Source organism: Pseudomonas botevensis, from assembly GCF_019145475.1.
GTDB classification, from domain to species: domain Bacteria; phylum Pseudomonadota; class Gammaproteobacteria; order Pseudomonadales; family Pseudomonadaceae; genus Aquipseudomonas; species Aquipseudomonas botevensis.
The window spans coordinates 86,133-101,310 of the sequence record NZ_JAHTKI010000003.1 but is presented as its reverse complement, the minus strand read 5'-3'; the positions used below and the strand labels follow the sequence as shown (position 1 = coordinate 101,310).

Below are 15,178 nucleotides of genomic sequence, written 5' to 3'. Positions count from 1 at the left end.
GGCCGGTTTTCATGCTGCGGATCTAGCGGGGCAATTAAGCGCCGTATACCGGCAGTTTCTTGCAGATGGCTTTGACTTTCTCACGAACGGCGTCGATCACCGCTTCGTTGTTCAGGTCAGCCAGGATGTCGCAGATCCAGCCAGCCAGCTCCTTGCACTCTGCTTCCTTGAAGCCGCGAGTGGTCACGGCCGGAGTACCGAAGCGCAGGCCGGAGGTGACGAACGGGGAGCGTGGGTCGTTAGGCACGGAGTTCTTGTTCACGGTGATGAACGCTTTGCCCAGCGCGGCGTCGGCGTCTTTACCGGAGATTTCCTGCTTGATCAGCGACAGCAGGAACAGGTGGTTCTGAGTACCACCGGAAACCACGTCGAAACCGCGCTCGATGAACACGCCGGCCATGGCCTGGGCGTTTTTCACCACTTGTTGCTGGTAAGCCTTGAACTCAGGCTGCAGTGCTTCCTTGAAGCAGATCGCCTTGGCAGCGATCACATGCTCCAGCGGGCCGCCCTGGGCGCCCGGGAATACCGCGGAGTTCAGCTTCTTCTCGATGTCGGCGTTGGCTTTGGCCAGGATCAGGCCACCACGTGGACCGCGCAGGGTCTTGTGGGTGGTGGTGGTCACGACGTCAGCGAATGGAACCGGGTTCGGGTAGACGCCAGCGGCGACCAGACCGGCCACGTGAGCCATGTCGACGAACAGGTAAGCGCCAACCTTGTCGGCGATGGCGCGGAAGCGCGGGAAATCGAGGATCTGCGAGTAGGCGGAGAAACCGGCTACGATCATTTTCGGCTTGTGTTCAACTGCCAGGCGCTCGACTTCGTCGTAGTCGATCAGGCCGTTGGCGTCGATGCCGTACTGGATGGCGTTGTACAGCTTGCCGGAGGACGAAACGCTGGCGCCGTGGGTCAGGTGACCGCCGTGAGCCAGGCTCATGCCCAGAATGGTGTCACCGGCCGACAGCAGGGCCAGATAAACAGCGGCGTTGGCTTGGGAGCCGGCGTGCGGCTGAACGTTGGCGTAATCGGCGCCGAACAGTTCTTTGGCGCGGTCGATGGCCAGTTGCTCAACGACGTCGACGTACTCGCAGCCACCGTAGTAGCGCTTGCCTGGGTAGCCTTCGGCGTACTTGTTGGTCAGAACCGAGCCTTGAGCTTCCATCACCGCAGGGCTGGTGTAGTTTTCCGAAGCGATCAGCTCAATGTGTTCTTCCTGGCGCTGAGCTTCTTGCTCCATGGCGGCAAAAAGGTCGGCGTCGTACTTGGCAATAGTCAAATCACGGCTGAACATGGCGGTCCTCAAGGATCGGGGCAGAAAAGGGGGGCATTCTAACCCAACGGCTTTTGGATGGCATATGAAACGACATCATGTCGCAGACAAGTGGCGTTCATGCGCGGATATGCGGCGTTTGCGCCGACCCTTTCGCCAGCAAGCCCCACCAAGACAATGCATTCCGATGTGTGCGGGCGTGCCCGCGAAGGCGTCTTCAGTCGCGCCGCAAGACGTCAGTCGAACATGAACAGCGCATCGTTGCTGAACTGCGCCTCGAACCGCCCGGACGGCATCGGCCGGCCGAACAGATACCCCTGAACCTCATCGCAGCCATGCTCGCGCAGGAAGTCCAGCTGTTCATGGGTTTCCACGCCTTCGGCGATCACCGCCAGATTGAGGCTGTGGGCCATGGCGATGATCGCGCGGGCGATCTGCGCGTCTTGCTCGCCGGACGGCAGGCCGTCGACGAACGTGCGGTCGATCTTCAGCACGTCGATCGGGAATTGCTTGAGGTAGTTCAGCGACGAGTAGCCGGTGCCAAAGTCGTCGACGGCGATGCTCAGGCCCAGGTTTTTCAGGCCGGCGAGGATCTGCATCGCTTCGCTGACTTCACGCATCAGGATACTTTCGGTCAGCTCCAGCTCCAGGCACGCCGGCGGCAGGCCGGTTTCCCTGAGGATGGTGGCGATCCGCGTACCGAGCTGGCCGTCGGAGAACTGCCGGGCGGAGATGTTCACCGAGACCTTGGGCACGCGCACGCGGTTCTGGTGCCAGGTCTTGAGCTGACGGCAGGCCTCGCCGATCACCCAGTCGCCGACGTCCACCACCAGGCCGAGCTCTTCCAGCACCGGAATGAAATCCCCCGGCGGCACCAGCCCGCGTCGCGGATGGCGCCAGCGCAACAGGGCTTCGGCGCCGGTCAGGCGTTTACCGTCGCCGCTGAACTGCGGCTGGTAATACAGCACGAATTCGTTCTGCTCCAGGGCATGGCGCAGGTCGCTTTCCAGCTCCAGACGCTCCAGGGCGCTGGCGTTCATGTCGGCCTGATAGAACTGGAAGTTGTTCTTGCCGCGTTCCTTGGCGTGGTACATCGCCGTGTCGGCGTTCTTCATCAACTGGCTGAGTTCGTTGCCATCCTGCGGGCTCAGGGCGATGCCGATACTGGCGGTGACGAAGAACTCGCGGCCTTCGAGGACAAACGGTTTCACCAGGCTGGCAAGAATCTGCTCGGCCACATGGATCGCGCGGTTCAGCGCCATTTCACGGCTGGAGCGGTGTTGCAGCAGCAGGGTGAATTCATCGCCGCCCATCCGCGCCACGGTGTCGTCGTCATCGACGCAGGCCAGCAGCCGCGTGGCCATGTCCTTGAGCATGCGGTCGCCGGCGGCGTGGCCGAGGGAGTCGTTGATCGGCTTGAACCGGTCGAGGTCGAGGAACATCAGCACCACCCACGACTTCTGCCGCTCGGCCGCTTGCAGCGCGGTGTGCAGGCGATCCTGGAACAGCGTGCGGTTCGGCAGGTGGGTCAGGGCGTCGTAGTAGGCGAGGCGGTGAATGCGCTGCTCGCTGGCCTTGCGCTCGCTGATGTCGCTGAAGAAACACACATAACTGGCGAGGTCGCCCTCGTCGTCGAGCACCGCCGTGATGCCGACCCACGCCGGGTAATGCTCGCCGTTACGGCGTTTGAGCCAGACTTCGCCTTCCCAGGAACTGTGTTGATGCAGTTGTTTGAGCACGTAGCGCAGGTGCGCGTCCTGCTGCTCGTCGACGGTGAGCATGTTGGGCAACTGGTCGAGGACTTCGGCCACCGCGTAACCGCTGACGCGGCTGAAGGCCTCGTTGGCCTGGACAATGTAACCGGCCGGGTCGGTAATCAGGATCGCCGACGTCGAGTGCTCGAATACCGTGGCGGCCATGCGCAGGTCTTTCTCGGCACGGCGCTGCTGGCTGATGTCACGACCGACGCCGAGCACACCTTCGAAGGCGCCGTGTTCGTCCCACACCAGCACCAGGCGCAGTTCGATCGGAATCTTGCGGCCATCGGCGCGCAGGCAGTCGAACAGGAACATCTGGGTCTGCACCTGACTGCGCAGGAGTGCCAGTTGCTCGGGTTTGGCCAGCGCCTTGCTGACGCGGTCCATCAGTTGATAGATGCCGCTCAGTTGCTGCGGGTTGGCGATGGTCGACTGCCAGCCGTTCTGGAAAATCCATTCGGCGTCGTAGCCGAGCACCGCCTGCACCGACGGGCTGACGTAGTTCAGCGACAGCTTGCTGTCGGTGGAGAAAATCACGTCGCTGATGCTTTCGGCGAGCATCCGGTAGCGTTGCTCGCTGTCGCGCAGGGATTCGCTGGCCTCGATCTGTTCGGTGATGTCCTTGGCGACGCCGATGATCCGCGTGACCTGATCGTGCTTGTCCCGGGCCAGCGCCTGTTCGCGAATGTCGAAGCGCCGCCATTTGCCGTCGCGATGGCGGAAGCGCAGTTGGCATTGCAGCAACTGGCTGTAGCCGGCGTGACGCTGCATCTGGCGTGAGCGGTGGTAATAGTCGGCGTCTTCCGGGTGCAGGAGGATTTCCCAGAAATACTCGCCCATCTGATGCAGTTCGGTGCGGTTGTAACCGAGGGTCTGGCCGAGATGGTGGTTGCTGAAAATCATCCGCTGGCTGATCACGTCCTGCACATACAGATGATCCGGCACGGTGCGCACTACGTCCGACCAGAATCCTTCGCGCTCGAGTAGTGACAGTTCGATCAGCTTGCGGCTGGTGATGTCGTTGATGCTCAGGATCACCGCTTTGAAGTCGTGGCGCTCCCGGGGCAGGCGCAGCACCAGCCACAGATGCTGGTCACGGCCGTTGATGTCCGGCAGCTTGATTTCCAGTTCCAGTTGTTTCTGCTGCTGGAGCACGGCGTCGAGCACTTGATTGCCGATGGCGCATTGGCTGTGCGGCTGGCCGTCGATCAACAGTTGCCAGGCGTGGTCGCTGGAATTGACGTTGAGCAGTTGCAGCGCGACCTGGTTGACCTCGGTGACGCGCAACTCCTGCAACAATTGCTGGCGCTGTTGTGGCTGATCGAGCCAGGCCTTCAACTGGTCGCTGGTCTGCAGATTCGCCCGTTCGAACGCTTGCTGCAGTCCCGACAGATCCAGCACGCACAAGGCCACGCCGGTGCCGTCGAAGATGTCCTGATAGCGGCGCCGTCCTTCATGCAACTGGCGTTGGCGGCGGCGCATGTTGAGCAGGGCGATGAACGGCAGCAGCGAGAACGCCAGGCCCAGCAGGCATTTGCCGATGAAGGCCGGCAGCAGTTGCTCAAGCACCCGCTGGCGGTCGAACAGCCCGCGCAACTGCCAGTCGCTGCTGCTCAGCGGCACGGTCAGCACGCTGTTGGCCAGATCGTCCGGGCTCAGGGTGCTGGTCTTGGTCGAAGGCAGGGCTTCGTCGCGGCTGATGATCTGATGATTGATGCGGTTTTCCACCAGCCACAGCGGGCGGATGCCGGTATCGGCCTGTTTGACCAGCGCATCGAAAAAGGTCGGGGTCAGACGCAATGCCCAGTAACCGCGGGTGCTGCCGCTGGCCTGATGCAGCAGCAGATGCACCACCGAGCCATCGTCGGCGTTGCTGAAGTAGTGAGCCTGGGCGCGACTGCGGCGCACCAGTTCGCCCAGGTAATCGGCGTCGTTGCTGTCGGCGGCGCTGTCGCTGAGGACTTTTCCGGACGGGCTGAGCAGCGCCACGCTGAGCAGGTCGGGCAGCGATTGCTGCAACTTGCGCAGCAACGCCTGCTGTTCGTCGGCTGACTGCGGTTGTTCGACGATCGGTAGCAGATTGAGCGCGATTTGCGCGTTCAACGCCATGTTCAGGCTGACCTGGGAGGCGAGATCGGCGGTGTAATCGATGGTGTACTGGCGCTGGTTGGTCTGGGTTTCGCGCAGTTGATCGAGCAGTTGCCAGAACAGCAAGGCCAGCAGCAAAAGCACCAGAGTTGCCAGCGCGCCCTTCAATGTCCCGCGCAGGGGCGAGCCGGGCGCCGGTAGGGTGCTGCTCACAGAGGCTGGCGGAGTGACGTTGGACAAGCTGTAATCCTGCGTTTTGGCTGGACTGGCGCGACGCGCACTATAAGCCGGACGCCCAAAGGGCGGCTAGCATGCCTTGAGTCGTGGCTAAGTGCCAGCCCCGTTCGGCTGGACTGCCACTGGTCATTCAGGTAGCTTTGCCGGTTACGCGGGAGCGTTCCAGCTCCTAGACTCAGACTTTTTTCCGCGCGCACGCATTGATCACCCTCAACTGAACGGCGCGCATGGTCTGGCCAGGCATCGCCTGCGCTCCAATCATTCATCAGTCACTGACCCAAGGTTCTCCATGGCTCAATACGTCTTCACCATGCATCGGCTGGGCAAAGTTGTTCCGCCGAAGCGGGAAATCCTGAAAAACATTTCGCTGTCCTTCTTCCCCGGCGCCAAGATCGGCGTTCTCGGCCTCAACGGTTCGGGTAAGTCCACGCTGCTGAAAATCATGGCCGGCGTCGACACCGAGTTCGAAGGCGAAGCCCGTCCGATGCCGGAGCTGAACATCGGTTATCTGCCGCAAGAGCCGCAGCTGGATCCGACCAAGACCGTGCGTGAAGTGGTCGAGGAAGCGGTCAGCGTGATCAAGGACGCCCAGGCACGCCTGGACGAGGTTTACGCCGCTTACGCCGATCCGGATGCCGACTTCGATAAACTGGCCGCCGAACAGGCCAAGCTCGAAGCGATCCTGCAGGCCAGCGACGGTCACAACCTGGAGCGCCAGCTGGAAGTCGCCGCCGATGCGCTGCGTCTGCCTGCCTGGGACGCGAAGGTCGAACACCTGTCCGGTGGTGAAAAACGTCGTGTGGCCCTGTGCCGCCTGCTGCTGTCCGCGCCGGACATGCTGCTGCTCGACGAACCGACCAACCACCTGGACGCCGACTCCGTTGCGTGGCTCGAACACTTCCTGCACGACTTCCCGGGCACTGTGGTAGCGATCACGCACGACCGTTACTTCCTGGACAACGTCGCCGGCTGGATTCTGGAACTCGACCGTGGCGCAGGCATTCCTTACGAGGGCAACTACTCGGGTTGGCTGGAAGCCAAGTCCGATCGTCTGGCCCAGGAATCCAAGCAGCAGTCGGCTCACGAAAAAGCCATGAAGGAAGAACTGGAGTGGGTGCGCAAAGGCGCCAAGGCCCGCCAGTCGAAATCCAAGGCCCGTCTGGCCCGCTTCGAAGAAATGCAATCGCAGGAATTCCAGAAGCGCAGCGAGACCAACGAGATCTACATCCCGGCCGGTCCGCGCCTGGGCGACAAGGTCATCGAATTCAAGAACGTCACCAAGGGCTACGGCGATCGCGTACTGATCGACGACCTGTCGTTCTCCATGCCGAAGGGCGCCATCGTTGGCGTGATCGGCGGTAACGGTGCCGGTAAATCGACGCTGTTCCGCATGCTGATGGGCAAGGAAACCCCGGATTCGGGCAGCATCGAAATCGGCGAAACCGTACAGCTGGCTTGCGTCGATCAGAGCCGCGAAGACCTCGACGGCAGCAAGACCGTGTTCCAGCAGATCTCCGACGGTTCCGACCAGATCCGCATTGGCAGCTACGAGATTCCGTCGCGGACCTACGTCGGTCGCTTCAACTTCAAGGGCGGCGATCAGCAGAAGTTCGTCAAGGACCTGTCCGGTGGTGAGCGCGGTCGTCTGCACCTGGCGCTGACCCTGAAGGAGGGCGGCAACGTCCTGCTGCTCGACGAACCGTCCAACGACCTCGACGTTGAAACCCTGCGTTCCCTGGAAGAAGCCCTGCTGGACTTCCCGGGCGCCGCCATTGTGATCTCCCACGACCGGTGGTTCCTTGACCGCGTCGCGACCCACATCCTGGCGTACGAAGACGACTCCAAAGCGGTGTTCTTCGAAGGCAACTACACCGAGTACGAAGCCGACCGCAAGAAGCGCCTCGGCGAAGCAGCGGCCCAGCCACACCGGGTACGCCACAAGAAACTGGCCTGATCACAGGTTGGTTGCATGAAAGAACGGAGCCTTCGGGCTCCGTTTTTTTTGCCGGGTGTTTTTCAGCGAGTCGCTGGTGGATCCTTCGCGAGCAACAGTTGGTGCAAGGTCTGGTTCCGCGCTCACCATTCAGGTGCAAAACCGGTCGAAAACCACGTTTATTTATATCCAGTGCACCATTTAATTTCAGAACTGCGACATTTTGCGCTGTTCCGGTGCGCGTTTCGTTTGTTACAGTCCGGCTCAATCTCTTCCAACGACAATAACTTTGCCGAGACTTTCCCATGATCGAATCCGTCGAATCCTTCCTTGCCCGACTGAAAAAACGCGACCCGGATCAACCCGAATTCCACCAGGCCGTCGAAGAGGTCCTGCGCAGCCTGTGGCCGTTTCTCGAAGCCAATCCGCACTACCTGACCTCGGGGATTCTGGAGCGCCTCTGTGAGCCGGAGCGGGCGGTGGTGTTCCGCGTGTCGTGGGTCGACGATCAGGGCAAGGTTCAGGTCAATCGCGGTTTCCGCATCCAGATGAACAGCGCCATCGGCCCCTACAAGGGCGGCCTGCGCTTCCATCCTTCGGTGAATCTGGGCGTGCTGAAATTTCTCGCCTTCGAGCAGACTTTCAAGAACTCCCTGACCTCGCTGCCCATGGGCGGCGGCAAGGGCGGTTCGGACTTCGATCCGAAGGGCAAGAGCGACGCCGAAGTCATGCGCTTCTGTCAGGCCTTCATGAGCGAGCTGTACCGCCACATCGGCGCCGATGTGGATGTGCCGGCCGGGGATATCGGGGTGGGCGCGCGGGAGATCGGTTTCCTGTTCGGCCAGTACAAACGCCTGAGCAACCAGTTCACCAGCGTCCTGACCGGCAAGGGCATGACTTACGGCGGCAGTTTGATTCGCCCGGAGGCCACCGGTTTCGGTTGCGTGTACTTCGCCGAGGAAATGCTCAAGCGCAGCGGGCAGGCCGTCGAAGGCAAGCGTGTGGTGATCTCCGGTTCCGGCAACGTTGCCCAATATGCGGCGCGCAAAGTCATGGACCTGGGTGGCAAAGTGATTTCGTTGTCCGACTCCGAAGGAACGCTGTTGTGCGAGGCCGGCCTGAGCGAAGAACAGTGGCTGGCACTGCTGGAGCTGAAAAACGTCAAGCGCGGACGGATCCGCGAACTGGCCGCGACGTTCGGCCTGGAGTTTCGCGCCGGTCAGCTCCCGTGGTCGCTGCCGTGTGACATCGCGCTGCCATGCGCGACCCAGAACGAACTCGACGCCGAATCCGCCCGCACACTGCTGAAAAACGGCTGCGTGTGCGTGGCAGAAGGCGCGAATATGCCGACCACGCTGGAGGCTGTGGATATCTTTATCGAGGCTGGAATCCTGTTTGCGCCGGGCAAGGCATCCAACGCGGGCGGCGTGGCGGTGAGCGGTCTGGAGATGTCGCAGAACGCCATGCGCCTGCTGTGGACGGCGGGTGAGGTGGACAGCAAGCTGCACGCGATCATGCAGTCGATCCACCACGCTTGCGTGCATTACGGTCAGGAGAACGGGCGGGTCAACTACGTCAAGGGCGCGAACATTGCCGGCTTCGTCAAGGTCGCCGATGCAATGCTCGCTCAGGGTGTGGTTTAAGACGCCTCGATGCGAATCACTTCAATCATCTGATCGCCGGCCGGGCGCTGCCACAGCACTTCGTCGTTGAGACGCGCGCCGAGCAGCGCGCGTCCCAGCGGTGACCCCCAGTTGATCAGTCCACGGGCGGCGTCGGCCTGATCTTCGCCGACCAGTTGCACGCGGCGTTCAGTGTTGTGTTCGTCGGCGTAGACCACCCAACTGCCGATCTGCACCTTGTCGCTGGACGTGGCGGCGGGCACCACCTGGGCGCTGCCGACCCGATGATTGAAATAGCGCAGATCCCGTTCGAGATCGGCCAGGCGCTGTTTGTCAGCCTGCTCGCCCATGGCCGACTGTTCGGCATGCAGGGCTTGCAGCTCGGCGACCCTGGCCTGCAACTGCGCCAACCCTTGCGGCGTGACGTAATTGGGCTGCGCGCTGACCTGCCGTTCGACCGGCTGATCGGCTTGCGCGGCGGCGTTGTCCTCGTTGACGAAAGCGCGGCTCATGGTGGCCTCCCGTTGATGAACGTTGGGCCATGCTCGCAGGCATTTGGTTTCACTGAATGTCTGGAAGCGACTATTGCGAGCGATAAGCCCGCCCGGCGTCCTGATCCTTCTGTTGCTGCCAGGCACGCTCGCGCTGGTCCCAGTGTTCGTTGCGATAGTCTTCGCGATCCTTGTTTTCCAGCATCGCCTGGCACTGGCGGAAACCGTCCGTCCAGCCCTCGGCGTATTGCTTGTCCTTGAGATAGCGCGGCACGTTCTTGCGAAACTCGCCGCTGATCGAGCCGGCGGCCTGCCGACCACTGATGCATCCGTCATCGAAACCATCGGCGAAGGCCGGTGGATAACCCCGGGCGATCAGATCCTCGTGGGTGGACTGGCATCCGCCCAGCAACAACAAAGCGCCCAACAAACCCGCGTACCGCCACATCGCACTCTCCCGAGCCGTTTCACGGCTGATACGCAAAGTCTAGAAGCGGATTCGTCGGGCGTGCGTGAAAGACGTGTGAGTAATTCGTTGGGTCAGTAGTGATACCACTTCACTTCCAGCATCACTTCCGTCTCCGGCGTCGCCAGGTGGCTGAACTCGCGTTGTGCCGTCAGGCGCAGGCCAAGGTTGCGCGACAGTTCCCACTGCTGGTTCAGGCTCAGGCTGCGGCGCACTTCGCCATTGGTGAAGTAATCGCCCTTGGCTTCCACGCTGAGATTGCCCAGCGGGTTTTTCCACAGCACGCCGCTGTTGAACCCGGCGGCGGGGGCGATGAACCCGGCGAAATCGTTGTTGTGCTCGACACGCACGGTGCCGAGGGCAAAGCCGAGCACGTCGTCGCCCAACTGCCAGGTGCCACCGCCGCCGCCGTTGACGTGGCTGACCAGGTTCTCATCGTCATGCTTGCCCGGCACCCGCTCCAGGCCGCCGGTGACTTGCCACGACAGCGGTTGCAGCAGCGCATTGCGCGGGGTCAGCGAGCGGATGGTCGCCAGATCCAGTTGCTGGAATTGCCATTGGTTGCCTTCGTACTGGCGCAGCTTCATCTGGAGGATTTCGATCTGCGCGCCGAGGGGGAAGCTCTCGGCGTTGTCGTTCAGGTCGTGATACGCCATGCGCAAGCCGTACTCGCCGAACGCACGATCGCCCCGTGTGCCGAGGCCGGCCTGCCAGGTCCGCGATTCGTGACCGTCTTCGGGCAGGCCCGGTTGCGGGATATCCAGCTCCGGTGCCGGGTTCTTGTTGATCGCCCGCAGCAGTTCGAAACTGCGTTGCGCCCGTTGCGGGTCCCGTTCCTGGCCATTGGCGCGGTAGCGTTCCAGGCGATACGCCGCGTCGATGATCAACGCCTGGCGATCGCGGGGCAGGGCGGTAAATGTCGGGTCCTGCAATTGCTGTTGGTCGGCACTGACTTTCAGCACCCAGTCCTGTTCCTCGCCGCTCAACGGTTCGGCGCGGGCCAGCAATTCACGCTCGCGGGAAGGGCGGTATTCGATGTGCTCCACCAGTCCGGCTTCCTTCACGGCCTTGACCGTGTCGGTGGGGATGGCGGTCAGCGGGAATTGTTCGGTCAGGCGCAGGCTCGGGCGGGCCACTTGCAGCAGTTCGAGCAGACGGTAGGAGCAGTTTTCGTCGAAGAAGAAATAGTCGAACTGGATCTGTTTCAACTCCCACACATGCTCGACCATGCGTGCGGTTTCTTCCTGGGTCAGGTTCAACCGGTATTCCCACAGGTCACGGTTTTCCAGGCTGCGGTATTCCGAGAGTTTTTCCTGATAGGGCACCAGTGCGAACAGCCCCGGATAGCCGCCCATCAAGCCTTTCCAGGCGTACAGAATGCTGTTGTCCGAGCCTTCGATGTAGGCGCCGAAGTTGATCGCGTAACTGAGCAGCGAAGTCTTGTCGCTCTGCACGTCAGCCTGGTCGATGCGCAACAGCGTATGGCCGAACATCGACGACGGGCTGTTGAGGTAGGCCGCCGGGAAGATCATCACCGCACTGTGCGGCGAAACATCCTTGAACCATTTGTTGAACTCGGCGCAGTCCGGCGTCGGCAGGTCGGTGAGATTGAGCTGCGCTTTGAGCCAGCGGGTGCGCGCTGGGTAGACGCATTGCGCGTGTTGCTCGCCGGCACTGGCCGGGGCGTACAGCGCTTGCACGGTGGCGGCCAGCTCATGATCTGGGTGTTCATTGCCGTCGGCGGCGAGGAAGAATTTCTTGTCGCTGACATAGCTGCGCCAGCCACCGAGCTTGGCGGTTTCGTAATGGCCGAGGGAGATCCAGAAGCGGTCGTTGGTCAGTTGCTGCAAACGTTGAGGGTCGATGTGGGGCGCGGCGGACAGCGGGGCGCAGACACAGAGCGCCAGCCAGGCAAGGCGTTTGAGCATAGGTGGCAACTTAAGTCGAAAAGAAACAAAAGACCCAAAGCGGGCAGGTCCAAAAAACAAAGACCCGCTTCCCGAAAGAAGCGGGCCGGGTCGAGCTTAAGCCTGCGTTGCGTACTTGGCCAGACGAGGGTCTGCTTTCAGAACGGCCAGGGTGTTGGTATGCACGTCTTCGGCAGTCACGTCAGCCTTGCTGAAGATCTGCTGGAAGTGCTCGTGAGTGACGGCGGCGAAGTGCGCGCGGTCTTCCGGCGCCACGCCCAGTACCACGGCATAGGTCGTCAGCGCTTCGCCGTTGCCTTTTGCCATGTCTTCGGACAGCTCGTTCATCATGCCATTCATGGCGAACCAGGATTTGCCGCCATAGGTCAGCGACGCGTTGGTGGAGCAACCGTTGGTCCCGGAAGTCATACCGAAAGTCGCGTTACCGGAAGTGCCGTTGGTGGTGGATGCCAGGAAGTGGGCCGGGGTGCCACGCTGACCTTCGAACAGCATGTTGCCCCAACCGCAATCGGGACCGCCTGGCGCCTGGGCCATGGCGTTGATGGATACAGCGGTGAAGAGAGTACCGAGAAGAATCCGTTTCATAGCTTTGTTCTCTTTGTGTGCATACCAATGGACAGGGTTCTGGCTCCTGCTCTCTACCGAAACCCGCCGCATGGCGAGGTTTCGTACAGACCTGTGGTGCCAGTGGGCCGGTATTAGTTCCAGCCGCACGGTTTGGAGTTTAGGCACGTTCCCGTGGTTCCGTGACTTTTTGCTCAATATTCGTTGAAAACCCCGGTTTCAAGGGACGCGCCGTGGGATGGGGCGCTTGTCTATGCTTTGTCATGTGGCGCGCCTTGCCAGTGGGGCACGGGCAGCGCCAGAATGCCGCTATCTGCCCCGCCTGATTGTTAAGGAAGCCCGATGCCTGATCCTGTTGCTGCCAGCTTGCGTCTAGCGCCCGAAGCGCTGACCCGTCCGTTTTCCGCTGAACAGTTCAGCTTCACTACCACCAATGATCTGGAGCCCTTTCGCGGTGTGCTTGGCCAGGAACGCGCGGTTGAAGCGTTGCAGTTCGGTGTGGCCATGCCACGCCCCGGTTACAACGTGTTTGTCATGGGCGAGCCGGGCACCGGCCGCTTCTCGTTCGTCAAACGTTACCTGAAGGCCGAAGGCAAGCGCCTGCAGACCCCGGCGGACTGGGTCTACGTCAACAACTTCGATGAGCCGCGCGAACCCCGCGCGCTGGAATTGCCATCCGGCACCGCCGCAGCGTTCATCGGTGATATCAACAGCCTGATCGACAACCTGCTGGCGACGTTCCCGGCGGTTTTCGAACATCCGTCCTACCAGCAGAAGAAAAGCGCCATCGACCGCGCCTTCAACCAGCGCTACGACAAGGCTCTGGACGTGATCGAGCGTCTGGCGCTGGAAAAGGACGTCGCCCTGTATCGCGACAGCAGCAACATCGCCTTCACCCCGATGCTCGAAGGCAAGGCGCTGGACGAAGCCGAATTTGCCCAGTTGCCGGAAGCCGAGCGCGAGCGTTTCCACGAGGACATTTCCAACCTCGAGGAGCGCCTCAACGAAGAACTCGCCAGCCTGCCGCAGTGGAAGCGTGAGTCGAGCAACCAGCTGCGCCAGCTCAACGAAGAAACCATCACCCTGGCCTTGCAGCCGCTGCTCGCGCCGCTGTCGGAAAAGTACGCGGAAAACGCTGCCGTTTGCGGTTACCTGCAAGCGATGCAGGTGTACCTGCTGAAAACCGTGGTCGAGCAACTGGTGGACGACAGCAAGACCGACGCTGTCGCGCGCAAGATGCTGGAAGAGCAATACGCCCCGAGCCTGGTGGTCGGTCATCCGGCCAGCGGCGGTGCGCCGGTGGTGTTCGAGCCACATCCGACCTACGAAAACCTGTTCGGGCGCATCGAGTACACCACCGATCAGGGCGCGCTCTACACCACGTATCGCCAGTTGCGTCCGGGTGCGTTGCACCGGGCCAACGGTGGATTCCTGATCCTTGAAGCGGAAAAAATGCTCGGCGAGCCGTTCGTGTGGGATGCGCTGAAACGCGCCCTGCAATCGCGCAAGCTGAAAATGGAATCGCCGCTGGGCGAAATGGGCCGTTTTGCCACGGTGACCCTGACCCCGCAGCACATTCCGTTGCAGGTCAAAGTGATCATCATCGGTGCGCGGCAGTTGTATTACACGCTGCAAGACCTCGATCCGGACTTCCAGGAGATGTTCCGCGTCCTGGTCGACTTCGATGAAGACATCCCGATGGTCGACGAGAGCCTGGAGCAGTTTGCCCAGTTGCTGAAGACCCGCACTTCGGAAGAAGGCATGGCACCGCTGACCGCCGATGCGGTGGCGCGCCTGGCGACTTACAGCGCGCGGCTGGCCGAACATCAGGGGCGCTTGTCGGCGCGCATCGGTGATCTGTTCCAGTTGGTCAGCGAGGCGGATTTCATCCGTCACCTGGCGAACGACGAGATGACCGACGCCGGCCACATCGAGCGTGCGCTGAAGGCCAAGGCGACCCGGACCGGGCGCGTGTCGGCACGGATTCTCGACGACATGCTCGCCGGGATCATTCTGATCGACACTGATGGCGCGGCGGTCGGCAAGTGCAACGGCCTGACCGTGCTTGAAGTCGGCGATTCGGCGTTCGGCGTGCCGGCGCGGATTTCCGCTACGGTCTACCCCGGCGGCAGCGGCATCGTCGACATCGAGCGCGAGGTCAATCTCGGTCAGCCGATTCACTCCAAGGGTGTGATGATTCTCACCGGATATCTGGGCAGCCGTTACGCCCAGGAATTCCCGCTGGCGATTTCCGCGAGTATCGCGCTCGAGCAGTCCTACGGGTATGTCGACGGCGACAGCGCTTCGCTGGGCGAGGCCTGTACGTTGATTTCGGCACTGTCGAAAACCCCGCTCAAGCAGTGCTTTGCGATCACCGGTTCGATCAACCAGTTTGGCGAAGTGCAGGCGGTGGGCGGGGTCAACGAGAAGATCGAAGGCTTCTTCCGCCTCTGCGAAGCACGCGGGCTGACCGGCGAGCAAGGCGCGATCATTCCGCAGGCCAACGTTGCCACGCTGATGCTTGACGAGAAGGTGCTGGCGGCGGTGCGTGCCGGGCAGTTCCACGTCTACGCCGTGCGCCAGGCCGACGAGGCGCTGAGCCTGCTGGTGGGCGAACCTGCCGGTGAGCCGAACGCCGAGGGCGAATTCCCCGAGGGCAGCGTCAACGCCCGGGTGGTGGAGCGCCTGCGGGTGATTGCCGAGATGATCAGCGAAGACGATCTGAAAGAAGCCGAGAAGGAGCTGGCGCAGGAGGCGCTGGCGGAAGCCAAACCGGCGTGAGCCTGATCACGTAGGGCCGGACCTTATGGGAGCGGGATTGCTCG

General features: G+C 61.9%; 9 protein-coding genes. 3 read left to right on the top strand and 6 right to left on the bottom strand.

All coding sequences use genetic code 11. From position 1 onward, the window contains the following. Positions 1-34: 34 nt before the first annotated feature. Positions 35-1,288, bottom strand: coding sequence for a serine hydroxymethyltransferase (glyA, locus tag KVQ74_RS05995; RefSeq protein ID WP_217830075.1), 1,254 nt, complete (start codon positions 1,286-1,288; stop codon positions 35-37). 215 nt (positions 1,289-1,503) lie between these two features. Further along, positions 1,504-5,352, bottom strand: coding sequence for a sensor domain-containing protein (locus KVQ74_RS05990; protein WP_217830074.1), 3,849 nt, complete (start codon positions 5,350-5,352; stop codon positions 1,504-1,506). A 286-nt stretch (positions 5,353-5,638) separates the two neighbouring features. On the opposite strand from KVQ74_RS05990, the gene ettA reads away from it, so the two are divergent. Together ettA and gdhA are read left to right on the top strand one after the other, a co-directional pair. Then, complete coding sequence (gene ettA / locus KVQ74_RS05985) at positions 5,639-7,303, top strand: energy-dependent translational throttle protein EttA (RefSeq protein WP_217830073.1); 1,665 nt, start codon at positions 5,639-5,641, stop codon at positions 7,301-7,303. A gap of 284 nt (positions 7,304-7,587) precedes the next feature. Then, positions 7,588-8,925 carry an NADP-specific glutamate dehydrogenase gene (gdhA, locus tag KVQ74_RS05980; RefSeq protein WP_217830072.1) on the top strand — a complete coding sequence of 446 codons (1,338 nt, stop codon included), beginning with the start codon at positions 7,588-7,590 and terminating at the stop codon, positions 8,923-8,925. Here gdhA and KVQ74_RS05975 read toward each other — a convergent pair. From KVQ74_RS05975 to KVQ74_RS05960, 4 genes are all read right to left on the bottom strand, one after another. Then, positions 8,922-9,416 carry a GreA/GreB family elongation factor gene (locus KVQ74_RS05975; protein WP_217830071.1) on the bottom strand — a complete coding sequence of 165 codons (495 nt, stop codon included), beginning with the start codon at positions 9,414-9,416 and terminating at the stop codon, positions 8,922-8,924. The two genes, gdhA and KVQ74_RS05975, sit on opposite strands and share 4 nt — an antisense overlap. Before the next feature lie 70 nt (positions 9,417-9,486). After that, positions 9,487-9,843 (bottom strand): hypothetical protein, encoded by a 357-nt coding sequence (locus KVQ74_RS05970; RefSeq protein WP_217830070.1) that lies wholly within the window; start codon positions 9,841-9,843, stop codon positions 9,487-9,489. A gap of 92 nt (positions 9,844-9,935) precedes the next feature. After that, a complete protein-coding gene (locus KVQ74_RS05965; RefSeq protein WP_217830069.1) occupies positions 9,936-11,789 on the bottom strand; it encodes an Lnb N-terminal periplasmic domain-containing protein in 1,854 nt (617 codons plus the stop codon). 96 nt (positions 11,790-11,885) lie between these two features. Then, positions 11,886-12,374 carry a DUF3015 domain-containing protein gene (locus KVQ74_RS05960; protein WP_007950971.1) on the bottom strand — a complete coding sequence of 163 codons (489 nt, stop codon included), beginning with the start codon at positions 12,372-12,374 and terminating at the stop codon, positions 11,886-11,888. A 321-nt stretch (positions 12,375-12,695) separates the two neighbouring features. Here KVQ74_RS05960 and KVQ74_RS05955 point away from each other — a divergent pair, with 321 nt between their 5' ends. After that, entirely contained in the window at positions 12,696-15,134 is a 2,439-nt protein-coding gene (locus tag KVQ74_RS05955; protein ID WP_217830068.1) for a Lon protease family protein, read from the top strand. Positions 15,135-15,178: the final 44 nt, after the last annotated feature.

Excerpts from the sequence above, each read along its gene's own strand:
- glyA (WP_217830075.1), bottom strand. The coding sequence starts at position 1,288 with ATGTTCAGCCGTGATTTGACTATTGCCAAGTACGACGCCGACCTTTTT.
- ettA (WP_217830073.1), top strand. The coding sequence starts at position 5,639 with ATGGCTCAATACGTCTTCACCATGCATCGGCTGGGCAAAGTTGTTCCG.
- gdhA (WP_217830072.1), top strand. The coding sequence starts at position 7,588 with ATGATCGAATCCGTCGAATCCTTCCTTGCCCGACTGAAAAAACGCGAC.
- KVQ74_RS05975 (WP_217830071.1), bottom strand. The coding sequence starts at position 9,416 with ATGAGCCGCGCTTTCGTCAACGAGGACAACGCCGCCGCGCAAGCCGAT.
- KVQ74_RS05970 (WP_217830070.1), bottom strand. The coding sequence starts at position 9,843 with ATGTGGCGGTACGCGGGTTTGTTGGGCGCTTTGTTGTTGCTGGGCGGA.
- KVQ74_RS05965 (WP_217830069.1), bottom strand. The coding sequence starts at position 11,789 with ATGCTCAAACGCCTTGCCTGGCTGGCGCTCTGTGTCTGCGCCCCGCTG.
- KVQ74_RS05960 (WP_007950971.1), bottom strand. The coding sequence starts at position 12,374 with ATGAAACGGATTCTTCTCGGTACTCTCTTCACCGCTGTATCCATCAAC.
- KVQ74_RS05955 (WP_217830068.1), top strand. The coding sequence starts at position 12,696 with ATGCCTGATCCTGTTGCTGCCAGCTTGCGTCTAGCGCCCGAAGCGCTG.